Raw genomic sequence first — 20,539 nt, 5'->3', positions numbered from 1 at the left:
TGTGCGTTATGCGCGAGCGCCCGGTGCGCTCGCGCGGCATACTGGCTGCCCGAGCGGCGCACGAGCCGTGCGCGCTGCGTTGAGCGAGCGTTCATGCAACCGGAATGAGGACCAATCGATGAGCCTGGAACTTTACTACTGGGACGGCCTGCAAGGCCGTGGCGAATTTGTGCGGCTGGCGCTGGAAGAAGCCGGCGCCGACTATGTCGAAGTAGCGCGCGGCGACGCGTCCGAAGGTCTTGGCACCGGCGCGATGATGGCAGTGATGAAGAGCAAGGACGAACCGTACCCGCCGTTTGCGCCGCCGTTCCTGAAAGACGGCGACCTGGTGATCTCGCAGACCGCGAACATCCTGTTCTATCTGGGCCCGCGCTTGAACCTCGCGCCCTCGGTGGAGAGCCTGCGTTACGTGGCAAACGGCTTGCAATTGACGATCGCCGACGTGGTCACGGAAGCGCACGACACGCATCATCCGCTGGCAAGCAACCTCTATTACGAAGATCAGAAAGACGCGGCGAAGGTGCGTGCGCACGACTTTATCGACAACCGGATTCCGAAGTTCATGAAGTACTTCGAGCGCGTGCTGAAGCAGAATCCAGCCGGCGATACATTCATGGTGGGCGACTCGCTGACCTACGTCGATCTGTCCATGTTCCAGCTGATCGACGGACTGCTGTATGCGTTCCCGCGCGCGTTGAAGCGCTTCGGCGAGCACTACCCGCGGCTCGCCGCATTGCACGCGGCGGTGAGGGAGCGGCCGAACATCGCCGCGTACCTGCAATCGGAGCGCCGCCTCTCACATAACGAGGCGTGCATCTTCAGGCACTATCCCGAACTCGACAAGGCGGCGGCTTGACCCGCGTCGCGATTCCCCGCTCATGCCCGGCAGCGCGCCCGCTTCGTCCAGCGGGCGCGCTGCCGTTGTCGTGTGCGCTTTTCTAACTTTTCATCACGCCTGTACCGTCGACGTGCTCTCATTTCTGCTGAAGCTGCGCACCCGCGCCCATGACCTTTTCCGTCTCTCCGACGCCCATACGATGCTGGTCTGGTCCGTGGTCGTCGGCGTCGCGGGCGCCTTTGCGACGATCGCATTCCGCCAGGGCATCGAGTTGCTGCAACTGCTGGTGGCCGGCAAGTCCGGCAGCTTCGTGGAAATGGCCCGCAGCCTGCCGTGGACGGTGCGGATCTGGCTGCCGGCGGCGGGCGGGCTCGTCGCCGGTTTCCTGCTGCTGATCGCGCAGCGTCACGCGGACAAATGCAATCACATCGACTACATGGAGGCGGTGGCGATCGGCGACGGCGTGGTCCCCGTGAAGCTGAGCCTGTGGCGCAGCCTCTCGTCGCTGTTCACGATTTCGAGCGGCGGATCGATCGGCCGCGAAGGTCCGATGGTCCAGCTTGCCGCGCTTGCCGCCTCGCTGATCGGACGCTGGGTCCACTTCGATCCGCCGCGGCTGCGCCTGCTGGTCGCGTGCGGCGCGGCGGCGGGCATTACGTCGGCGTACAACGCGCCGATCGCGGGCGCGTTCTTCGTCACTGAAATCGTGCTCGGCTCGATCGCAATGGAGAGTTTCGGGCCGGTTGTGGTCGCCGCCGTCGTCGCTAATATCACCATGCGCGAGTTCGCTGGTTACAAGCCGCCGTACGAAATGCCGGTGTTTCCGCCGGTGGCGGGCATCGAAGTGCTGCTGTTCGTCGCGCTCGGACTGCTGTGCGGCGCGGCGGCGCCGCAGTTCTTGCGACTGCTCGACGGCTCGAAGAAATTGTTTCGCAAGCTGCCGTTGCCGCTGCCCGCGCGGCTCGCGCTTGGCGGGCTCGTCGTCGGCATTCTGTCGGTCTGGACGCCGGAGGTCTGGGGCAATGGCTACAGCGTCGTCAACTCGGTGCTGCACTCGCCGTGGACGTGGACCGCGCTCGTCGTCGTGCTGGTGTTCAAGCTGGTGGCAACGGCGGCCACCGCGGGCTCCGGAGCCGTAGGCGGTGTGTTTACGCCGACGCTTTTCGTCGGCGCGGTGGTCGGCTCGCTGTTCGGCCTCGCCATGCATGCGCTGTGGCCGCACGGCACCTCGGCGCCGTTCGCGTATGCAATGGTCGGCATGGGCGCATTCCTCGCGGGCGCCACACAGGCGCCGCTGATGGCGATCCTGATGATCTTCGAGATGACGCTCAGCTACCAGGTCGTGCTGCCGCTGATGCTGTCGTGCGTGGTTGCGTATTTCGTGTCGCGCGCGATCGGCAAGACCTCGATGTATGAAATCACGCTGCGCCGCAATCAGGAAGAAATGGAGCGCACTCGTCTGCGCGCCACGCAGATGCGCGAGCTGATTCGTCCCGCGCAAACCGTCGTGCCGCCCAACGCGACCGTGCACGACATGACGCGGGTATTTCTCGAATATCCGGTGAAGTATCTGTATGTGGCGAACGAATCGGGCGCGTTTCTCGGCGTGGTCGCATTGAAGGACATCACCTCCGACCTGCTCGACAAGCGCGACACCTCGACACGAACGGCCGCCGACTATCTTCAGCCGCATTTCGACGTGCTCACGCCGGACATGCCGCTCGGCGTCGCGCTGCAGCACTTCATGGCTTTCCAGGGCGAGCGGCTGCCGGTTGTCGAAAGCGCCGCGCATCCGCGCCTCGCGGGTGTGGTCTATAAGACGTCGCTGCTCGACGCGTATTTCCGCATGAATCCGACGCGCTGACGCCAGTCGGCGCGGGACCAGGCGCGGGCGCGGGCCGCGCCATGCAAAGCACGACAAATTCTCTACAATGGGAAGACGCTGCGGTCACGCGCCGCAGCGCGGTTACGCGAGGACGGGCGCGCCGGGACGCCCGCCATTCGATCGGAGCGAAGATGAGCGAACCGTCCCTCGACGCCGTACGCCGCGACCAGGCGGGCTGGATTTTCCTGCATATCGAAGGCGAGCCGTACGATCGCGGCGAACAGCACGGCCAGTTGCTTTCCGCGGAAATTCACAACGCTATCCGAACCGCCCGCTACCTCGCAAAGTGGGACACAGGGGAAGATTTCGACACGTTCGTCGAAGCCGCCGTCTCCCAGTTCGCCAACAAGCTCGACACCGAATTCGCCGATGAAATCCAGGGCATTGCCGACGGCGCGAAGCTGCCGTTTGCCGAAGTGCTCGCCTGGAACGGCTACATGGATCTACTCCAAAGCTGGTGGCCCGCGCACGCGGCCGAGCAGAAACCGAGCCTCGGGCTCAAACCGTGGCGCGGCCGGCGCGGACATCATTGCAGCGCGTTCATCGCAACGGGCAATGCGACTCGCGACGGCCGCATCGTCATGGCGCACAATTCCTGGGACCGCTATGCCGCCGGCGACGCATTCAATGTCGTGTTCGACATCGTGCCGGATCAGGGCAACCGGATTCTGATGCAGGGCGTGCCAGGCTGCATTTCGAGCCTCACCGATTTCTGGGTGACGGAAGCCGGATTGATGGTGACCGAAACCACCATATCGAACTTCGTGGGCTACAACGCGGCGGGTGCGCCCGAGTTCTACCGCTCGCGGCGGGCGTCGCAGTACGCGAACAGCATCGGCGAATGGTGCGAGATGTTCTCGATTGCGAACAACGGCGGCTACGCGAACAGCTGGCTGCTGGGCGACACGAAGAGCGGCGAAATCGCCCGCTACGAACTGGGGCTGCACTATTCCGGCTTCGAAAGCACGAAGAACGGTTTTTACAGCGGCTACAACACGGCGACCGATCTGAAGATCCGCAATCAGGAATGCATCGGCGAAGGCGAAGACTATACGGACGTGCGCAAAAACGGCGCGCGACGTTTGCGCTTCATGCAGCTGGAGGAGATGCACCGCGGCAAGATCGACGTGGAACTCGCCAAGGCGATGATCGCCGACCATCACGACGTCTATCTGGATCGCAGCGACAACCCCTGCTCGCGCACGATCTGCGGGCATCTCGAACTGGATGACGCGCGCTTTGGCGGCTCGGATCATGGGCCTTTCAACCCTTGGGGCGCCAACGACGGCAAAGTGGTCGACAGCGAGATGGCGCGTGAAATGGCGTTCGCCGCGCGCTGGGGGCATCCGTGCGGGCGGCCGTTCGACGCCCAGGCGTTCATGAAACGGCATCCGCAGTGGAACTGGCTGAACGGCTATATGCGGGACCGGCCGTCATGGCCGTGGACGCGGTTTGAGATTTTGCGCTAGAGGGACGCTAGTTGCGGCTCGGGTTGGCGCTTGGGGGCGAATCCGCAATCAGGCTGCCATTCCCGCGCCATTATCGGCGATCTACAATGAGTGGTCGCGAAGCGCGCGTTGCAGGATTTGCGCGTCGGGCATGACGAAAGCGCGCGGCCTGCAAGCCCGGGCCATGCGCGGCTTGCGCCATTCTTTGGTGCGTGGACGGCACAGCACTTGCTCAACCGTTAGCGCCGCATGAGCTTAGGAGGTCGGGCATGAAAACCTCGACACTGTTGACCATGGTGACGCTGTCCGCTTCGTGCTTTGCCGCGCCGGTTCATACGGCGCCGGACGGCATGCCCGCGAACGCCCTTGCCGAAACTGCCAACGCCGCACCCGTCGCCCCGCCGGCGCCGGAGGTGGCGGTCACGGACGAGAATCGTCCACAGGAATGGCAGCATATTGTGTTGCCGAAGTCGCGACATCCCGAGCGAGGCTTCGCGGCGCACAGCGAGCGGCTGCAGACCTGAGCGCGGCGTTGGAGCTGTGCGCTGAACCGCGAAGAAGCGTGGCTGGGCGCGGCTAAGCGGGACTGGGCGGAACCAGGCGCGCTAAGGTTCAACTAGCGTCCCGCTCGACCAGCTTTGACAGCCTCCGAGCGTCCAGAAGAGCGGGAGCGAACTCGATACGACGCGAGAATTCCGGGCCCTCGAGTGGCAAGCAGAGGCAGTCACCCGCCAATCCGGCGACAATACGCAACAACAGACGCCGATCGAACGCGAACCAAACCGGCATCCGACCGCCACCAATCCCTCCCAACCGTACCAACAGGAGCTTGCATGACGACATCGTCCATCCCCGGGGAATCCATCGACTTGCAGATCTCCGACGTGCTCAGCGACGTCCACTTCCCGGCGAACAAGGACGCTCTGGTCGATGCCGCCCGCGAAGCCGGCGCGAGCAACGAGGTACTGTCGATGCTCGACGGCCTGCCTGAACAGGATTACCCCGACGTCGCGTCGGTCACGAAACTGATCGGCGGCAATTACGGGCCGGGTCTGAGCGCGTGAGCGAACCCGCAAAGGCGCCCCGGCACCTCGCCGCACCGCTGGAACGGCGAGGCGCGGACTGGATCTATCGCTCGCCTCAATCCGGCAGCACGGGTGGGCCGTCCGGCGGCTCGGGGCGCGGCGACATACACGGCGCAGGCGGCGCAGGCGGCATCGAAAGAATCGAGGCGTTTTTCCACGGCGCCGGCTACGCGATGCACCGGCACGATACCTACGCGATCGGCCGCACGCTGGCCGGCGTGCAAAGCTTCCGCTATCGCGGCAGCCTGCGCCACAGTTTGCCCGGCGGCACCATGGTGCTGCATCCGGACGAACCGCACGACGGCCAGGCCGGCACCGGCGAAGGTTTCCGTTACCGCATGGTTTATGTCGACCCGGCCCTCTTCCAGCAGGCGCTCGGCGGCAAGCCCCTGCCCTTCGTGCAAGGCGGCTTGTCGAACGACCCGCGTCTTTTCGCGGCCACGGAGAATCTGCTGCGCAGCATGGATCGCGCGATGGACCCCTTGGAACAGGATGACGGGCTCTACGAACTGGCCACGGCGCTCGACGCGGCAGCGGGCACCCGGCCCGTGCACCGCCCGGTGGATTACGCCGCTGCCCGCCGTGCCCGCGAGTATTTACTTGCGTCGCTCGAACACACGGTGACGCTCGACGAACTCGCGGCGGCCGCGGGACGCGACCGATGGAGCCTGTCGCACGATTTCCGCGCGCTGTTCGGCACGAGCCCCCACCGTTACCTCACGATGCGGCGTCTCGATCTCGTGCGCCAACTCGCGCTGGCCGGCATGCCGCTCGCCGAGGCCTCCGCCGCAAGCGGCTTCTCAGACCAGAGTCACATGACGCGGCACTTCAAACGCGCATGGGGCGTGGCGCCCGCACAGTGGCTCAACATGCTCGGGGCTACATCGCCAGCCACGCGCTAGGCGCGAAAATGCCGCGCGTCGCGCGCGGCGCTCGCCCACAAACGTTCAAGACTCGCCGGCACTTCGCGCAGTACGCTCGTTCCAGAGACGTCAATCATCTTTGGAGAAGGAGCACAGCATGTCGGACATTCAGGCAACCCAGCAAACCTACCGCGCGATCAATTTCGCTGACAAGCTCGCGCTGTTCAGCGATCAGTGGCAAGCGCGGGTCGTCGCGGAAATGAACGACTACCAGTTCAAGGTCGTGCGCATCGAGGGCGATTTCGTGTGGCACCAGCACGCGGACACGGACGAAACTTTCATCGTGCTGGACGGCCAGTTGCGCATCGACATGCGCGACGGCTTTGTGATGCTGTCGGCGGGCGAAATGTTCGTCGTGCCTAAAGGCACCGAGCACAAGCCGTTCGCCGAACGCGAGGTCAAGCTGCTGCTCATCGAGCCGCGCGGCGTCAAAAATACCGGCGACGAAACCAACGAACGAACGGCCGCCAACGACCTGTGGATCTGAGCGCGACTAGCCCCTATGCGGGCAACGGCGCCGACAGCGGCGCGTTTGCAGGCGGGCGCGGCCACGGCTGACAGACCGCGCCGGCAGTTGGGCGCGCGTGCTTCGCGCGTCGAGAATCGCGCGCGGGCACCGTCGCGTCCGACTGGAAATGCTCGACGAGGTGATCTACGAAAGTGCGCACCTTCGCGGGCAAGTGCAGACGGCTTGGATAAGCGATCGTGATCTCGATCTCCGGCAGACGGTAGTCGCCGAGCAGTTCGACGAGTCGTCCAAACGCGAGGTCGCGCGCGATCAGATAGCTCGGCAGAATAGCCACGCCCATGCCGAGCAGCGCGAATTGCCGCAGCATTTCGCTATTGTTCGCGGCAATCGCGGTCGCGGGCCTCACGCGAACGAGCCCTTCCGGCCCGCTGAACACACGCTCCTCGCCGCCCTGCTCGGGTGGCCGGCTCAGGCACGGATGATCCAGCAGATCTTCCGGCCGCGTCGGCGCGCCATGCTGGGTCAGGTAGGCAGGCGTCGCGCAGACGGTCAGCTGACACGTAGTCAGCCGACGCGTGACGATACTCGCGCTGCGCGCCGGGCGCCCGGCCAGAATACCCACGTCGAAGCCTTCTTCGACCAGATCGGCGTGACGGTCGGCGAGCGTCACGTCGGGCACCACCTCGGGATAGCGCGCGGTGTACGACTGGACCGCCGGCGCGAGGCTCTGCAACCCGAAGACGACCGGCGCCACGATGCGCAACGTGCCGACGGGCTCGTGATGACGCGCGACCACCATCTGCTCGACGCCGTCGAGGTCGTCGAGAATGTGGCGCACGCGCTCCAGATAAGTCGTGCCCGATTCGGTCAACGAAAGACGACGAGTGGTGCGATTCAGCAGGCGGGTGCCAAGACGCGCCTCCAGATCCGCCACATGGCGGGTGACAACGGCGGTGGAAAGATCCAGCGCGCCCGCCGCGCGGACGAAACTGCCGAGGTCCGCCACCTTGACGAACACGCGCATCGACTGCAATTGATTCATGGGACGACTCCTGCCTCGAGATGCCGGGCCGGCGCAGCGCTGCCGCCTGTATCACCCCGCGCGGCAAGGCTCGCGCGGATTTGCCCAACGAATCGATTGTATCGACCCGACCTGTCCCAACCCTGACCTGTACATGACAATCACGTCAGCTTTACCGATGCGCACGCCCCATTGTTTCAAGCATTATTGCGGTTTTTGGCTAGGTATAAACCCTTAGCCGCTGGTAAGATGGCGACCGGAAGAAATTCATCGCTATACCGTTCGCAAACTGCCATGCCACATCGTTTCCAACTCTTCGAAAAAATTGCGTTTTCTCTGGTCTGCTGGTCCGCCGCGGCCTGCTCGGCTTTCATCGCTTATGAGCGCTGCCCGGATATCCAGGTCGTCCTGCATGCAGGCGAGGAAGTTTTGCGCACCAGCGGGGAGTATTCGTTCGTCTGCGCGAGCCCAGTTGCGGATAGCTGCACGCAACTCGCGACTAACTGATTGAGCCATCGTCGCGCGCAAGGCGGCCGACCGGCCGCCTCGCGGCGTTATGCGCTGCGGCCGAACACCACGCGCGAAAAGAATCCCGCCAGCACCGCTTCTGCCATTTCACTCGGCACATTCTGCGGATCGACGGTATAGAAGAACTGCACACCGTCGCACAAGCCCATCAGGCCCATGGCCAGCATCTCCGGCGGCAATAGCAGCGGCGTGCCGACCCGCGCCGAAAATTCGCGGACGTAGGCGGCCAGTTGTTCGAGCTTCTCGTGCAGGAACGCGTTGAAACGCAGCCTGAAGCGCCCGTCTCGCGCAGCCAGAAGCTTCGCCTCCACCCACAGCAAAAAGCATTTGTTCTCACGATGCAGGTTGCTGTAGTAGCGCATCACGCGCTCTTCCATCACTTCCCGCGTGGCCGCGTTCTCGAAAATGGCCCGCAAACCCGCCTGCATGGTTTCGTGGTCGCGCCGCAGTAGCTCGAGAAACAGCTCGTTCTTGCTGCGGAAATTCGAATAAAACGCGCCGCGCGTATAGCCTGCCGCCCCGGCAATGTCTTCGACACTCGCCGCGACAAAGCCCTTCTTCATAAAAATTGCTTGCGCAGCGTCGAGCAGACGCTGACGTGTCTGGTCTTTGCTTTGCTCGCGTGTCAATCGTTGCCGTTTCATGGGCAAGAGTCTAGCACCTAAAAGAATTCCAATTCGCCTCCACATTCAAATACAGGTGTGTATTAGAATGCGAATCATCATTGGAAGTCAGGCACGTATGCCAGTTGCATGAACCGGCATGCGCTCTTCGCTGGCGAGCCGCTGCGGCTTGCCGTGTTCGTTCGCTGTCTCCTGTTGGGGTAATTGTGAAGCGTCCCGGTTTTCCCGCATCGTCGGCGATGCGCGAGCAGTCCCATCGTCTCGCGCGGCCAAGGCCTGTGCGCCGCGCCGCGTTCGCGCTCGCGCTCGCTCTTGCAGGCGTCGTCGCGTTGAACGCATGTTCGAAGAAAGAAGCAGGCGCGCCCGAGCCGCGTCCGGTGGTAGCCGTCGCGGTTCATGTGGACGGCAATACGGCGCCCGTCACGTCGCTGCCCGGTGAGGTGCAGGCGCGCTATTCGACGCCGCTGTCGTTTCGGGTCGGCGGCAAGATCGTCGAGCGGCGCGTGCGTCTTGGCGACGTGGTCAGGAACGGCCAGGTCGTCGCGCGGCTCGACCCGGCGGATGCACAGAAGAACGCAGCCAGCGCGCAGGCCCAACTCGCCGCCGCCGAGCACAGCTATAAATACGCGAAGCAGCAACTGGACCGCGATCAGGCGCAGGCAAAAGAGAATCTGATCGCACCCGCGCAGCTTGAGCAGACCACGAATGCGTATGCATCGGCTGCCGCGCAGCGCGATCAGGCGGCGCAGCAGGCGGCCTTATCGAAAGACCAGTTGCAATACACCACCCTCGTCGCCGATCACGCCGGCGTCATTACCGCAGAGCAGGCCGACACGGGCCAGAATGTGTCGGCAGGCCAGGCGGTCTACAACCTCGCGTGGAGCGGCGAAGTCGACGTAGTCTGCGACGTGCCGGAAAGCGCGCTGGCCGGACTTGCGCTCGGGCAGACGGCAAACGTCACGCTCGGCGCGCTGCCGGGGCGCAAGTTCACAGCGCGTGTGCGCGAGCTCTCGCCCGCCGCCGATCCGCAAAGCCGCACCTATCGCGCGAAACTCACACTCGACAATCCGGGCCCCGACGTGCGCCTCGGCATGACCGCGGACATCGCGTTGTCCGCGCCGGCGCCGTCGTCGGCAAGCGGCGCGCAAGGCCAGCACGGCTTTATCGTGTTGCCGGCCACTGCGCTCTTCCATGACGGCGCGCAGCCGGCCGTGTGGGTCGTGCGTGCCGCGGACAGCATGCTCGAACTGCGCCGCGTCACCGTCGTGCGCTATAACGAACGCACAATCGTCATCAGCCAAGGCCTCAAAGACGGCGAACATGTCGTGCTGCAAGGCGTGCACACCGTGAGCGCCGGCGAGAAAGTCCGCGCAATCGCACCGCTGCATCCCGAGGACTTCGCTTCATGAGCACGACGCATGAAGAGGGACGCTTCAACCTGTCCGCGTGGGCGCTGCGTCATCAGGCGCTGGTCGTCTTCCTGATCGCGCTTGCTACCGCATTCGGCATCCTCGCCTACACGCGGCTTGCGCAATCCGAAGATCCACCGTTCACGTTCCGCGTCATGGTGATCCGCACGTTCTGGCCCGGCGCGACCGCGCGGCAGGTGCAGGAACAGGTCACGGACCGCATCGGCCGCAAGTTGCAGGAGACGCCCGCAATCGACTTCGTGCGCAGTTACTCGCGCCCCGGCGAGTCGCTGATGTTCTTCACGATGAAAGACTCGGCGCCGGTGAAGGACGTGCCCGAAACCTGGTATCAGGTGCGCAAGAAAGTCGGCGACATTGCGGCGACCTTGCCGCAAGGCATCCAGGGGCCGTTTTTCAACGACGAGTTCGGAGACGTCTACACCAACATCTACACGCTCGAAGGCGACGGCTTTTCTCCCGCGCAACTGCACGATTACGCGGATCAGTTGCGCACCGTTCTGCTGCGCGTGCCCGGCGTTGCCAAGGTCGATTATTTCGGCGATCCGGATCAGCACATCTACATCGAAATAACGAATACGCAGTTGACGCGTCTCGGCATTTCGCCGCAGCAACTCGGCCAGGCGATCAACTCGCAGAACGCGGTGTCGCAAGCGGGCACGCTCACCACGACCGACGACCGCGTGTTCGTGCGCCCGAGCGGCCAGTTCAAGGACGTGACCGCGCTCGCCGACACGCTGATTCGCATCAACGGCCGTTCGTTCCGTCTCGGCGACATCGCGACGATCAAGCGCGGCTACGACGATCCGGTCGTCACCCAAATGCGTGCGGGCGGCCAGGCGGTGCTCGGCATCGGCGTAACGATGCAGCCGGGCGGCGACGTGATTCGTCTCGGCAAGGCGCTCGACGCAGAAATGGTCCGCCTGCGTAAAGCCTTGCCCGTCGGCTTGCAACTGACCGAAGTGTCGAGCATGCCGCACGCGGTCGCCCATTCCGTCGACGACTTTCTGGAAGCCGTGGCCGAAGCCGTGGCCATTGTGCTCGTGGTGAGTCTCGTGTCGCTCGGCGTGCGTACCGGCATGGTGGTGGTGATCTCGATTCCGGTCGTGCTCGCCGTCACCGCGCTGTGCATGTACCTGTTCGACATCGGGCTGCACAAGGTGTCGCTCGGCACGCTCGTGCTCGCGCTCGGCTTGCTCGTCGACGACGCGATCATCGCTGTGGAAATGATGGCGGTGAAACTGGAACAAGGCTGGAGCCGCACGCGTGCCGCGGCGTTTGCCTACACCAGTACCGCGTTTCCGATGCTGACCGGTACGCTCGTCACCGTGTCGGGCTTCCTGCCGATTGCGTTGGCCAAGTCGAGCACAGGCGAGTACACGCGCTCGATTTTCGAAGTCTCCGCCATCGCGCTGATTGCGTCGTGGCTCGCAGCCGTCGTGTTGATTCCGCTGCTCGGCTATCACCTGCTGCCCGAGCGCAAGCGCGCGGCGCACGAAGCCGACGACCACGAGCACGACATTTACGACACGCGTTTCTACTCACGTCTGCGTGGCTGGATCGGCTGGTGTATCGAACGGCGCTTTGTCGTGCTCGCGATCACCGTCGTATTGTTCGTTCTCGCGATGGCGGGTTTCACGCTCGTGCCGCAACAGTTCTTCCCGAGCTCCGATCGGCCCGAATTGCTGGTAGACGTGCGGCTGCCCGAGGGCGCCTCCTTCAATGCCACGTTGCGCGAGGCGCAGCGGCTCGAAAAAGTGCTGGTGGGCCGGCCCGAAATCGATCACACGGTGGATTTCGTCGGCACCGGTGCGCCGCGTTTTTACCTGCCGCTCGACCAGCAGTTGACCCAGCCCAACTTCGCGCAGTTCGTGATTACGGCGAAATCCGTGAAGGACCGCGAGAAACTCGCGCAATGGCTCGAACCCGAATTGCGCAACAACTTCCCTGCCATTCGCACGCGCCTGTCGCGCCTCGAAAACGGGCCGCCCGTCGGTTATCCGGTGCAGTTCCGCGTGAGCGGCGACGACATCGCGACGGTCCGCTCAATCGCGGAACGCGTTGCCGCGACGCTGCGCAGCGACCACGGCACGCGCAACGTGCAGTTCGATTGGGACGAGCCTGCCGAGCGCTCGGTGCGCTTTGAAGTCGACCAGAAGAAAGCCCGGGAACTCGGCGTGAGTTCCGACGACATCTCGAGCTTCCTTGCGATGACACTGTCCGGCTACACCGTCACCCAATACCGCGAGCGCGACAAGCTGATCAGCGTCGATCTGCGTGCGCCGAAGGCCGAGCGTGTGGACCCGGCGAAGCTGCTTACGCTCGCCATGCCGACGCCGAACGGCGCGGTGCCGCTCGGTACGCTCGGGCATCTGCGCAACGATCTGGAGTATGGCGTGATCTGGGAACGCGACCGGCAGCCCACTATCACTGTGCAGTCAGATGTGGCGCCAGGCGCGCAAGGCATCGACGTCACGCATGCTGTCGACAAGGCGCTGGGTCCGATCCGGGCGAACTTGCCCGTTGGTTACCGCATCCAGATAGGCGGCTCGGTCGAGGAAAGCGGCAAGGGCCAGACCTCGATCAATGCGCAGATGCCGATCATGATCATCGCCGTGCTGACGCTGCTGATGATCCAGTTGCAGAGCTTCGCGCGTGTGCTGATGGTGGTGCTCACCGCGCCGCTCGGCCTGATCGGCGTCGTCTTCACGCTGCTGCTGTTCGGCCAGCCGTTCGGCTTCGTCGCAATGCTCGGTGTGATTGCGATGTTCGGCATCATCATGCGTAACTCGGTCATTCTGGTCGACCAGATCGAGCAGGACATTGCTTCGGGGCATAAGCGTTTCGATGCGATCGTCGGCGCCACGGTGCGGCGTTTCCGCCCGATCACGTTGACCGCGGCGGCCGCCGTCCTCGCGCTGATTCCGCTCTTGCGCTCCAACTTCTTTGGTCCGATGGCGACCGCGCTGATGGGCGGCATCACGAGCGCGACCGTCCTCACCTTGTTCTATCTGCCGGCTCTTTACGCCATGTCGTTCAGAGTACGCAACGACGAGCGCGAGCCGCAAACGCCGTCCGCGTCCGGCGCGGCGCATACGGGGAATTGAGCATGATCCACTTCGCACGTTCCTGCGTCGTTCGATGCTTCGGCGGTTTGAAGGCCGCACACCTGCCGTCGAGCGTTGCGTTCGCGGGCTCCGCGTTTGTCTTGGCGGCCTGTTCGTTCGGGCCTAACGGCGAGCCGCCGGCGATGCCGCAGCCGGTCCACTACGGCAGCGAAGCGCAACCGGCGCAGACGGTCCTGGCGCAAGGCGTCGCGCAGCAGTTCGTGGTCGGCGCGAAGCCGGTACCCGAATGGTGGAAGCTGTATCGATCGGACGCGCTGAATGCGCTCGTCGACGAAGGGCTGCGCAACAGCCCGACTCTCGCGGCGACCGAGCAGAGTCTCGCCGCCGCGCGCGAACAGCTGCGCGGCCAGATTGGCAGCTCGATGCTGCCCACCATCGACGCAGGCGGCCAGGCGACGCGCAATCGCGCGCTCGCGATTCCTGAGATTGGCCCTAACACGTTCCTGTACAACATCTTCGTAGGCCAATTGCAGGCGCATTACACGATCGACCTGTTCGGCGCCTCGCGCCTCGCCGACGCTGCGCTGGCCGCACGCGTGAACGTGCAGGCGTATCAGCTGGATGCTGCCCGTCGCGCGCTCGCGGCGAACATCGTGAGCGCCGCGATTACGAGCGCCGCGTTGCGCGTGCAGATCGACACCACCGAACGGCTCGTGACGCTTGCCAATGATCAGGCACGCGACGCACAACGACGCTATGCGCTCGGGGCCGTGTCGCACGCCGATCAGTTGAGCGCGCAACAGAGTGCGGCGAGCTTGTCCGCGAGCCTGCCGGGGTTGCGGCAGCAATGGCAGACCACCCATCATGCGTTGGCCGTGCTGCTTGGCCGTACCCCGGACGCCGCGCCAGCCGATCTCGAACTCGCGGGCTTGCATCTGCCCGAGCAGGTGCCGGTGGTTGTGCCGAGCGAACTGTTACAGGCTCGGCCCGACATTCAGGCTGCCGACGCCGCGCTAAAAGCTGCGGCCGCCGATGTGGGCGTAGCGACCGCGCAGATGTACCCGAGCCTGTCGTTAAGCGCATCGATGGGACAAGGCGGCTTCAGTTGGCCCGTCGCGCTCTCCGGCGCGGGCGCCATCTGGAGCATCGGCGCCTCTTTATCGCAGCCGTTATTTCACGGCGGCGCGCTGGTCGCACAGCGCCGCGCGGCCATGAACACCTATGAAGCCACGGTGTCGCAATACAAGCAGACGGTGCTTGCTGCGTTTCAGAATGTCGCTGACACGCTGGCCGCGCTCGAACACGACGCGCAGGCGCTGGACGCCGCGAATACAGCGACGCGTTCCGCTCAGGGAATTTTCGATGAAACCTCCGGCCGCTATCGGCTCGGCGCCGTACCTGTATCGTCCACGCGCACGAGCGAGCAGCAATTTCGCAACGCGCAACTCGACGAGATTCGCTATACGAGCGCGCGTCTGACGGACACGGCGGCGCTATTTCAGGCGATGGGCAATCCGCCCGTCGAGGCGGCGGGATCGGGAGCAAGTCCAGGCGCAACTGCGCAGGCAACATCAAGGGCAACTGCGCACGCGTCCGGGGCCGAACCAGGCAATCCGAATTGACGCCCCGCACTTATCCCCAGTTGATGTTGAATAGGCTGTTGAAAACTTTCTGACAAGCGGGCTAACTCGTTGAGCCGACTGGTGTTATGGGTGGCGGCGTGGAATGAAGCATGGGTCGACAGGATGGGAAGCGTCCGTCGGATCAGACGTCGGTACCCCTATAGTTTTTCGCCCAATGCCTTGCCGAACCAATCTATCCACAGACTTTGTTCACAGCTTTGTGGATAACCATAGGACACAACAGCCAAGTGCTTGAACGCACAAGCGTTTGCCCTCGTGACGCGTTTGCCGCCACTGCACGCGCAACGACAGCACGCACATACAGGCGCACGCTGCGTCAATAAACGCCCGCCTCCCCTTCCGGACGATTCTTGAAGCGCTTGTGCACCCAATAATATTGATCAGGAATCCGTCGCACCTGCGTCTCGAGAAACTCGGTGATCCGTCGTGCGTCCACCGTTACGTCGTTCGACGGAAAACCGGCTAGCGGCTCGAAGATGCTCAGCTTGTAGCCGCGATAGCCCGGCAGCACCTCCGTCACGAACGGCACGACCCGGGCGTTCGCCGCGCGCGCCATCCGCGAGACCGATGTGAGCGTGCAGGCCTGGACGCCAAAGAACGGCACGAACACCGAATCGCGCAAACCGAAGTCCATGTCTGCCGCGAGCATCACCGGCGTGCCGTCGCGCAAGGCCCGCAACGCGCGCCGCACACTGTCGCTGCGCGGAATCATCTCGGTGCCGAAACGCCCGCGCTGGCGCCTCGCCATCGCGTCGAGCAACAGGTTCGACATCGGCGTGTAAAGCGACGCCACTGGATGCCGCGTCGAATACATCATGCACCCGGCCTCGATGCCGACAAAGTGGAAGCCTACGAAGATCGTCGGCTGAGACCGAACCTCCGCGAGATCGATTGCGCTTTCCACTTCGACGAGACGGGCCAGCGCCTGCGCATTGCCGAACCATTGCGGCCCACGCTCGACATAACTGCGGATCACGTGGCAGAAATGCGCGCGCGCAAGACGTTCGCGCGCCGCGTCGCTCATGTCGGGGAAACACAACTTCAGGTTGGTATGCACCACCCGCCGCCGCGTGCTCGGAATCCGGTACAGCAGAGCGCCGACGCCGTTGCCGAACCGCGCGACGAGGCCATACGGCAATATTGCGAAGGCGCGCAGCAGCCCCGTCATCAGACAGATGAGAATTCGACTTTTCAATGCGGAACCCGGTGGATGCTGGAAGGCAAATACGTCGGCGGCTGCGGCTCTTGTGCCGCCAGCGCTCAACGTGGCATGTGCGCGCATCCGGCCGGGTCCGGGCGCGCTTGAGGGATGGTGACGCCTTGCTCGCCGCAAGACGCAGCCATGCTCGAGATAGAAACAGCTAACGAATCCAGCCTGCTAATGGACCCCGATCGAGCATCGCAGGCGTGATTAAAACACAGCGTGCGTCTCGCAAACAGAATCGGCAGGCTAGCTACCGGCCGAGCGCCGCCGGAAAGCGTGAAGCCCGCACGTGTCACCGCTGCGGGCACCGCGTTGCGCGCGCGGCCGATCGGCCAGCACGCGCATTGTTCATCAAGGCTTGTTCGATTCGAACAGATCCATGATCTGCTTCTTCTCATTGGACGACACGCTCGGCGGCGGCACCGCCGGCGGCGTCAAGCCCGCGGGCCCCACGCCTCCAACCGCGTCGTTTACACCCGCCGTCGGATTCGCCGAATCGAGACCGATGCTGGCGACAAAACCGTTGCCCGGCGTCATGTCCGAGTAGAACAGTTCGCCGTCGACGGAAGTCACCCCTTGAGGCTGCGCCGGCTCGCTCTGCGGCACGCCGCGCAACGCGCGCTGCATGTACTCGACCCAGATCGGCAGCGCGAGCTGTGCGCCGAATTCGCGGCTGCCGAGCGTCTTCGGCTGGTCGTAACCCATCCACGCGACCGCGACAAGCGATTGCTGATAGCCGGCGAACCAGCCGTCCTTCGCGTCGTTGGTCGTTCCGGTCTTGCCCTGCAGGTCCGACCGATGCAGCACGTTGGTGCCGGCGCCCGTGCCTGCGGTCGCGACCGAATGCAGCAGGCTGTTCATGATGTACGCGTTACGCGGCTCAAGCGTGCGCGGCGCGTCGCGACCTGCGGTAAGCGGCTGCGCTTTTGACAGCGGCTCGCCGCGTGCGTCCGTCACTTCGTTGATCAGATACGGGTTGATGCGATAACCGCCGTTCGCGAAGACCGAATACGCCCCCGCCGACTGCAACGGCGTCACGAGCCCCGCGCCGAGTGCCATCGGCAGGTAAGGCGGAGTCTTGTCGGCGTCGAAACCGAAGCGTTGCGTAACGAAGTCTTGCGCGTACTTCGTGCCGATATACGACAGGATCCGGATCGAAACCAGGTTCTTCGACTTCTGCAACGCGAGACGCATCGGCATCGGCCCGTCGGGCTGGTCGTCGTCCTTCGGCTCCCACGCGTCGCCGCCCGGCGTGCTCGACGGGAAGTACAGCGGTGCGTCGTTGATGATCGTGGCGGGTCCAAGCCCCTTGTCGAGCGCCGCCGAATAAATGAAGGGCTTGAAGCTCGAACCGGGCTGACGCCAGGCTTGCGTGATGTGATTGAACTTGTTCTTGTTGAAGTCGAACCCGCCGACGAGCGCGCGAATCGCACCGTCCTGCGGCGTGAGCGACACGAGCGCGCCCTCCACCTGCGGGAGCTGCGTGATCTGCCAGTTGCCCTTGGCGTCGTTCATCACGCGCACAATCGATCCCGGCCTGATCTTCGTTGCCGCCGCGCCGCGTGCGCTCAACGCACTGGCGGCAAAGCGCAAGCCATCACCGGCGATAGTCACCTGCGTGCCGTCCACCAGTTGCGCCTTCACCTGCTTCGGGCTCGCGTCCGTGACGACCGCGGCGATGATCTCGCCGTTATCGGGATGATCGTTGAGTGCGTCGTCGATCGTCTGATCGCGGTCGTCGCCAGGCGCGGGCAATTGCACGAAGCCTTCCGGCCCGCGGTAACCGTGGCGCCGCTCGTAATCCATCACACCCTTGCGCACCGCGCGATACGCGGCGTCCTGGTCGGCGGAATCGATGGTGGTCGTGACATTCAGGCCGCGCGTATAAGTTTCGTCCTTGTACTGCGCGTACATCATCTGGCGAACCATTTCGGCAATGTACTCGGCGTGCACGCTGTATTCGTTGCCGGGGTTCCGCGTGTGAATCTCTTCCTTCACCGCCTGGGCGTACTGCTCCTGGCTGATGTAGCGCAACTCCAGCATGCGCCTGAGAATGTATTCCTGACGGATTTTTGCGCGCTTCGGATTCACGACCGGGTTATACGCGGACGGCGCTTTCGGCAGACCCGCGAGCATCGCGGCCTGCGCAAGCGTGATGTCTTTCAGATCCTTGCCGAAGTACACGCGCGCTGCCGCGGCAAAGCCGTAAGCGCGCTCGCCCAGATAGATCTGGTTCATGTACAGCTCGAGAATCTGGTCCTTCGTCAATGCGCGCTCGATCTTGTAGGCGAGCAGCATTTCGTAGATCTTGCGCGTATAGGTTTTCTCGCTCGACAGAAAGAAGTTGCGCGCGACCTGCATCGTGATCGTGCTCGCGCCCTGCGACGCGCCGCCGTGCGCGAGGTCGGCAAAGCCGGCGCGCAGAATGCCGAGGAAGTCGACCCCGCCGTGCTCGTAAAAGCGATAGTCTTCAATTGCGAGCACTGCTTTCTTCATCTGGTCGGGAATGTCCTGGAAGCGCACGAGACTGCGCCGCTCCTCGCCGAATTCGCCGATCAGCACATGGTCCGCCGTATAGACACGCAGCGGCACTTTCGGACGATAGTCGGTCAGCGCGTCGAGCGAAGGCAGTTGCGGCCCCATCACCACAAGTGCGTAGCCGACGATCAGCGCGCCCACCACGGCGACAATCGCGACGAGGCTCGCGAACCAGATTGCAACCGTCGCGCCGATCGAGCGGCCGCCCTCTTCGGCGTCGCGCGAAGCGGCGTTGCGTCCCTGCGTGCGGTGGTAGGAGTCCCGGTCTTGACCGGCCGGAGATTGCGAGGAATGCGGTCGTTTGATGATTGGCATGACTGGAATAGTGGGCGCGTAACTCAACGCCTTGTTCTCGCGCGTCAGGCGCGCATGAATCGTGAGCGGCGTAGTCTGGGCGCAGACCGCCGTGCGACTCTGTGCCCCGGCGAGTCGCCACGGCGCACCCGGGACATCGTCCGGCGCAACGTAACAGCGCATTTTAAAGAAATCAAGCGGCGCTCAACGGAGTTTTTTTGTAAGAATTCCCTTCGCTTCCACGCCCGGCGGCAGACCGTGGGTAGATTCGGCAGGCTTGCGAGGCGCTTGCGCACGTTCGCAAAGTTATCCCCAGTTTTTGTTGAAAGGCCTGTGGACAAGACCACAAAAAGCGCGACAACTCGTTGATGTCACGGCATTTTCATGAAGCGCCCGTTTGCGATCGGCGCAACTCGTCATATGATGGACTCCGCGCATGCCGATGTGCGCCGATGCGCGCCGTCAGGCGCCATGCCAACAAGTATGCGAGCCGATCATGACAAAGCCCAGCGAACGCATCGTCGTATTCGTCACGCCCGCGCAGAAACGCGCGATCGCCGCCACTGCGGACGAACTCCGCATTAGCGTCAGCGAGCTCATGCGGCGCGCCGTGCTGAGTTTCAGCGCGACCAGCGAGCAGGTGAAAGCAGCGAGTATCGTCGATCGGCTCAATGTGCCCCGCGCGCCTGATGCGCTCGACGCGGCGCTGCAGCGTGTCGCGCACGACGCGAAGGTTGCGCGCGACGCGCTGCCGGCCGCGTTGCAAACGCGCGTGAGTCTCCGGACCGGTTCGGATGCCAATGGTGCGGGTATTCCGGGCGATCCGACAGCGTCGGCCGCTGCAACTCCGGCTGAAAATGTGCCACCCGTGCCTGCACCTGCCCCGCTGCTGCCTGCTGACGTGCTGGCGGCGCTTACCGCCGAAGTCGACGAAGACGCCGTGGCAACCGCCGAGGCTGTCGCAAGAATGGCGGCGGCACGCGCTGCCGCGATCGAGGAACTGCTGCCCGCCGCCGTGACGGTGCAGACTCACGTGAAAAGCGTGCTGAAGCGCCCTCGTCTCGACCCCATGCGCGATGAAGACGATCCGCACAGCGATCTTGGCCCCGAAGGCGGCCGCTTCGCGTAACTATCGCGATAGCGGGCAGCAATGGAACGCGCAACGTCGATGCAAGCGGCTTGCACCGGCTTGCAAGCGGTCGACTGCGCACATTGTCACTCGCTTGCTTATGAGCGGCGCGTGCGCCGTTCACGTTCGCGACACTCGCCGCAGGCACACTGAGCGGCTCGCTCATCGCGCCCTTTAAGCCCATTTTAAGAGAGCCCGTGGTGTAATATCCGCGAGCTGCTGAGGGACAGGTCGGTGCGCTCATCGCCGAAAACCTTTCGCTTTGTCATGCGATACGTGCACAGGCGAAACCGACAATTTCTTGTTGCGCTATTGCAATCGGCGAGCAAGCCCCGACCTCCGGTCCGAACGCTGCGCAGCTTCTCGCGCGGCGGCGTAAAGTAGTAGTGACAAGCAGTTGAGTGCGCAGGAATATT

At 63.9% G+C, this 20,539-nt stretch carries 16 protein-coding genes; 12 read left to right on the top strand and 4 right to left on the bottom strand.

Annotated features, from left to right (window positions below; all coding sequences use genetic code 11):
- Positions 1-118 precede the first annotated feature (118 nt).
- From H281_RS0126805 to H281_RS0126760, 7 genes are all read left to right on the top strand, one after another.
- Positions 119-856 carry a glutathione S-transferase gene (locus H281_RS0126805; RefSeq protein ID WP_020070224.1) on the top strand — a complete coding sequence of 246 codons (738 nt, stop codon included), beginning with the start codon at positions 119-121 and terminating at the stop codon, positions 854-856.
- Between the two features lie 112 nt (positions 857-968).
- Entirely contained in the window at positions 969-2,702 is a 1,734-nt protein-coding gene (locus H281_RS0126800; protein ID WP_027804977.1) for a ClcB-like voltage-gated chloride channel protein, read from the top strand.
- 152 nt (positions 2,703-2,854) lie between these two features.
- Positions 2,855-4,192: a C45 family autoproteolytic acyltransferase/hydolase gene (locus H281_RS0126795; protein WP_020070222.1), complete on the top strand. Its 1,338-nt coding sequence runs from the start codon at positions 2,855-2,857 to the stop codon at positions 4,190-4,192.
- A gap of 248 nt (positions 4,193-4,440) precedes the next feature.
- Positions 4,441-4,695 carry a hypothetical protein gene (locus H281_RS0126785; RefSeq protein WP_020070220.1) on the top strand — a complete coding sequence of 85 codons (255 nt, stop codon included), beginning with the start codon at positions 4,441-4,443 and terminating at the stop codon, positions 4,693-4,695.
- 309 nt (positions 4,696-5,004) lie between these two features.
- The gene (locus tag H281_RS0126775) at positions 5,005-5,235 is read left to right on the top strand and encodes a DUF2795 domain-containing protein (protein WP_020070218.1); all 231 of its coding nucleotides are present in this window, start codon (positions 5,005-5,007) and stop codon (positions 5,233-5,235) included.
- Entirely contained in the window at positions 5,232-6,158 is a 927-nt protein-coding gene (locus tag H281_RS0126770) for an AraC family transcriptional regulator (RefSeq protein WP_020070217.1), read from the top strand. Before H281_RS0126775 ends, H281_RS0126770 begins: the two co-directional genes overlap by 4 nt.
- A 118-nt stretch (positions 6,159-6,276) precedes the next feature.
- Positions 6,277-6,666 carry a cupin domain-containing protein gene (locus H281_RS0126760; protein WP_020070215.1) on the top strand — a complete coding sequence of 130 codons (390 nt, stop codon included), beginning with the start codon at positions 6,277-6,279 and terminating at the stop codon, positions 6,664-6,666.
- 13 nt (positions 6,667-6,679) lie between these two features.
- Here H281_RS0126760 and H281_RS0126755 read toward each other — a convergent pair whose 3' ends face one another.
- The gene (locus tag H281_RS0126755; protein WP_020070214.1) at positions 6,680-7,690 is read right to left on the bottom strand and encodes a LysR family transcriptional regulator; all 1,011 of its coding nucleotides are present in this window, start codon (positions 7,688-7,690) and stop codon (positions 6,680-6,682) included.
- Positions 7,691-7,963: 273 nt separating this feature from the next.
- Between H281_RS0126755 and H281_RS0126750 the strand changes: the two genes are divergently transcribed.
- Entirely contained in the window at positions 7,964-8,176 is a 213-nt protein-coding gene (locus tag H281_RS0126750) for a hypothetical protein (RefSeq protein ID WP_020070213.1), read from the top strand.
- A 47-nt stretch (positions 8,177-8,223) separates the two neighbouring features.
- On the opposite strand, the gene H281_RS0126745 is transcribed toward H281_RS0126750, so the two are convergent.
- Positions 8,224-8,841 carry a TetR/AcrR family transcriptional regulator gene (locus H281_RS0126745; RefSeq protein ID WP_020070212.1) on the bottom strand — a complete coding sequence of 206 codons (618 nt, stop codon included), beginning with the start codon at positions 8,839-8,841 and terminating at the stop codon, positions 8,224-8,226.
- A gap of 218 nt (positions 8,842-9,059) precedes the next feature.
- On the opposite strand from H281_RS0126745, the gene H281_RS0126740 reads away from it, so the two are divergent.
- The 3 genes from H281_RS0126740 to H281_RS0126730 are packed head-to-tail and all read left to right on the top strand — an operon-like array spanning position 9,060 to position 14,937.
- The gene (locus tag H281_RS0126740; RefSeq protein ID WP_027804976.1) at positions 9,060-10,229 is read left to right on the top strand and encodes an efflux RND transporter periplasmic adaptor subunit; all 1,170 of its coding nucleotides are present in this window, start codon (positions 9,060-9,062) and stop codon (positions 10,227-10,229) included.
- A complete protein-coding gene (locus H281_RS0126735) occupies positions 10,226-13,354 on the top strand; it encodes an efflux RND transporter permease subunit (RefSeq protein WP_020070210.1) in 3,129 nt (1,042 codons plus the stop codon). The genes H281_RS0126740 and H281_RS0126735 overlap by 4 nt, the downstream gene beginning before the upstream one ends.
- Before the next feature lie 2 nt (positions 13,355-13,356).
- On the top strand, positions 13,357-14,937 hold the full coding sequence (locus H281_RS0126730; RefSeq protein WP_020070209.1) for an efflux transporter outer membrane subunit: 1,581 nt from the start codon (positions 13,357-13,359) through the stop codon (positions 14,935-14,937).
- 337 nt (positions 14,938-15,274) lie between these two features.
- On the opposite strand, the gene H281_RS0126725 is transcribed toward H281_RS0126730, so the two are convergent.
- Together H281_RS0126725 and H281_RS0126720 are read right to left on the bottom strand one after the other, a co-directional pair.
- Positions 15,275-16,153: a lipid A biosynthesis lauroyl acyltransferase gene (locus H281_RS0126725; RefSeq protein WP_027804975.1), complete on the bottom strand. Its 879-nt coding sequence runs from the start codon at positions 16,151-16,153 to the stop codon at positions 15,275-15,277.
- Between the two features lie 360 nt (positions 16,154-16,513).
- The gene (locus tag H281_RS0126720; RefSeq protein WP_027804974.1) at positions 16,514-19,015 is read right to left on the bottom strand and encodes a penicillin-binding protein 1A; all 2,502 of its coding nucleotides are present in this window, start codon (positions 19,013-19,015) and stop codon (positions 16,514-16,516) included.
- 475 nt (positions 19,016-19,490) lie between these two features.
- On the opposite strand from H281_RS0126720, the gene H281_RS0126715 reads away from it, so the two are divergent.
- The gene (locus H281_RS0126715; RefSeq protein WP_027804973.1) at positions 19,491-20,123 is read left to right on the top strand and encodes a hypothetical protein; all 633 of its coding nucleotides are present in this window, start codon (positions 19,491-19,493) and stop codon (positions 20,121-20,123) included.
- The last annotated feature ends 416 nt before the right edge of the window (positions 20,124-20,539 follow it).

The sequence above is a fragment of the Paraburkholderia caledonica genome, assembly GCF_000383275.1.
GTDB classification, from domain to species: domain Bacteria; phylum Pseudomonadota; class Gammaproteobacteria; order Burkholderiales; family Burkholderiaceae; genus Paraburkholderia; species Paraburkholderia caledonica.
Note: the sequence above shows the minus strand (reverse complement) of the source record. Positions and strands in the feature narration are given on the sequence as shown.

Bases quoted from the DNA above. Each gene is read 5' to 3' on its own strand.
- H281_RS0126755 (WP_020070214.1), bottom strand. From the start codon at position 7,690: ATGAATCAATTGCAGTCGATGCGCGTGTTCGTCAAGGTGGCGGACCTC.
- H281_RS0126740 (WP_027804976.1), top strand. From the start codon at position 9,060: ATGCGCGAGCAGTCCCATCGTCTCGCGCGGCCAAGGCCTGTGCGCCGC.
- H281_RS0126805 (WP_020070224.1), top strand. From the start codon at position 119: ATGAGCCTGGAACTTTACTACTGGGACGGCCTGCAAGGCCGTGGCGAA.
- H281_RS0126735 (WP_020070210.1), top strand. From the start codon at position 10,226: ATGAGCACGACGCATGAAGAGGGACGCTTCAACCTGTCCGCGTGGGCG.
- H281_RS0126775 (WP_020070218.1), top strand. From the start codon at position 5,005: ATGACGACATCGTCCATCCCCGGGGAATCCATCGACTTGCAGATCTCC.
- H281_RS0126715 (WP_027804973.1), top strand. From the start codon at position 19,491: ATGACAAAGCCCAGCGAACGCATCGTCGTATTCGTCACGCCCGCGCAG.
- H281_RS0126730 (WP_020070209.1), top strand. From the start codon at position 13,357: ATGATCCACTTCGCACGTTCCTGCGTCGTTCGATGCTTCGGCGGTTTG.
- H281_RS0126785 (WP_020070220.1), top strand. From the start codon at position 4,441: ATGAAAACCTCGACACTGTTGACCATGGTGACGCTGTCCGCTTCGTGC.
- H281_RS0126745 (WP_020070212.1), bottom strand. From the start codon at position 8,841: ATGAAACGGCAACGATTGACACGCGAGCAAAGCAAAGACCAGACACGT.
- H281_RS0126795 (WP_020070222.1), top strand. From the start codon at position 2,855: ATGAGCGAACCGTCCCTCGACGCCGTACGCCGCGACCAGGCGGGCTGG.
- H281_RS0126760 (WP_020070215.1), top strand. From the start codon at position 6,277: ATGTCGGACATTCAGGCAACCCAGCAAACCTACCGCGCGATCAATTTC.
- H281_RS0126720 (WP_027804974.1), bottom strand. From the start codon at position 19,015: ATGCCAATCATCAAACGACCGCATTCCTCGCAATCTCCGGCCGGTCAA.
- H281_RS0126750 (WP_020070213.1), top strand. From the start codon at position 7,964: ATGCCACATCGTTTCCAACTCTTCGAAAAAATTGCGTTTTCTCTGGTC.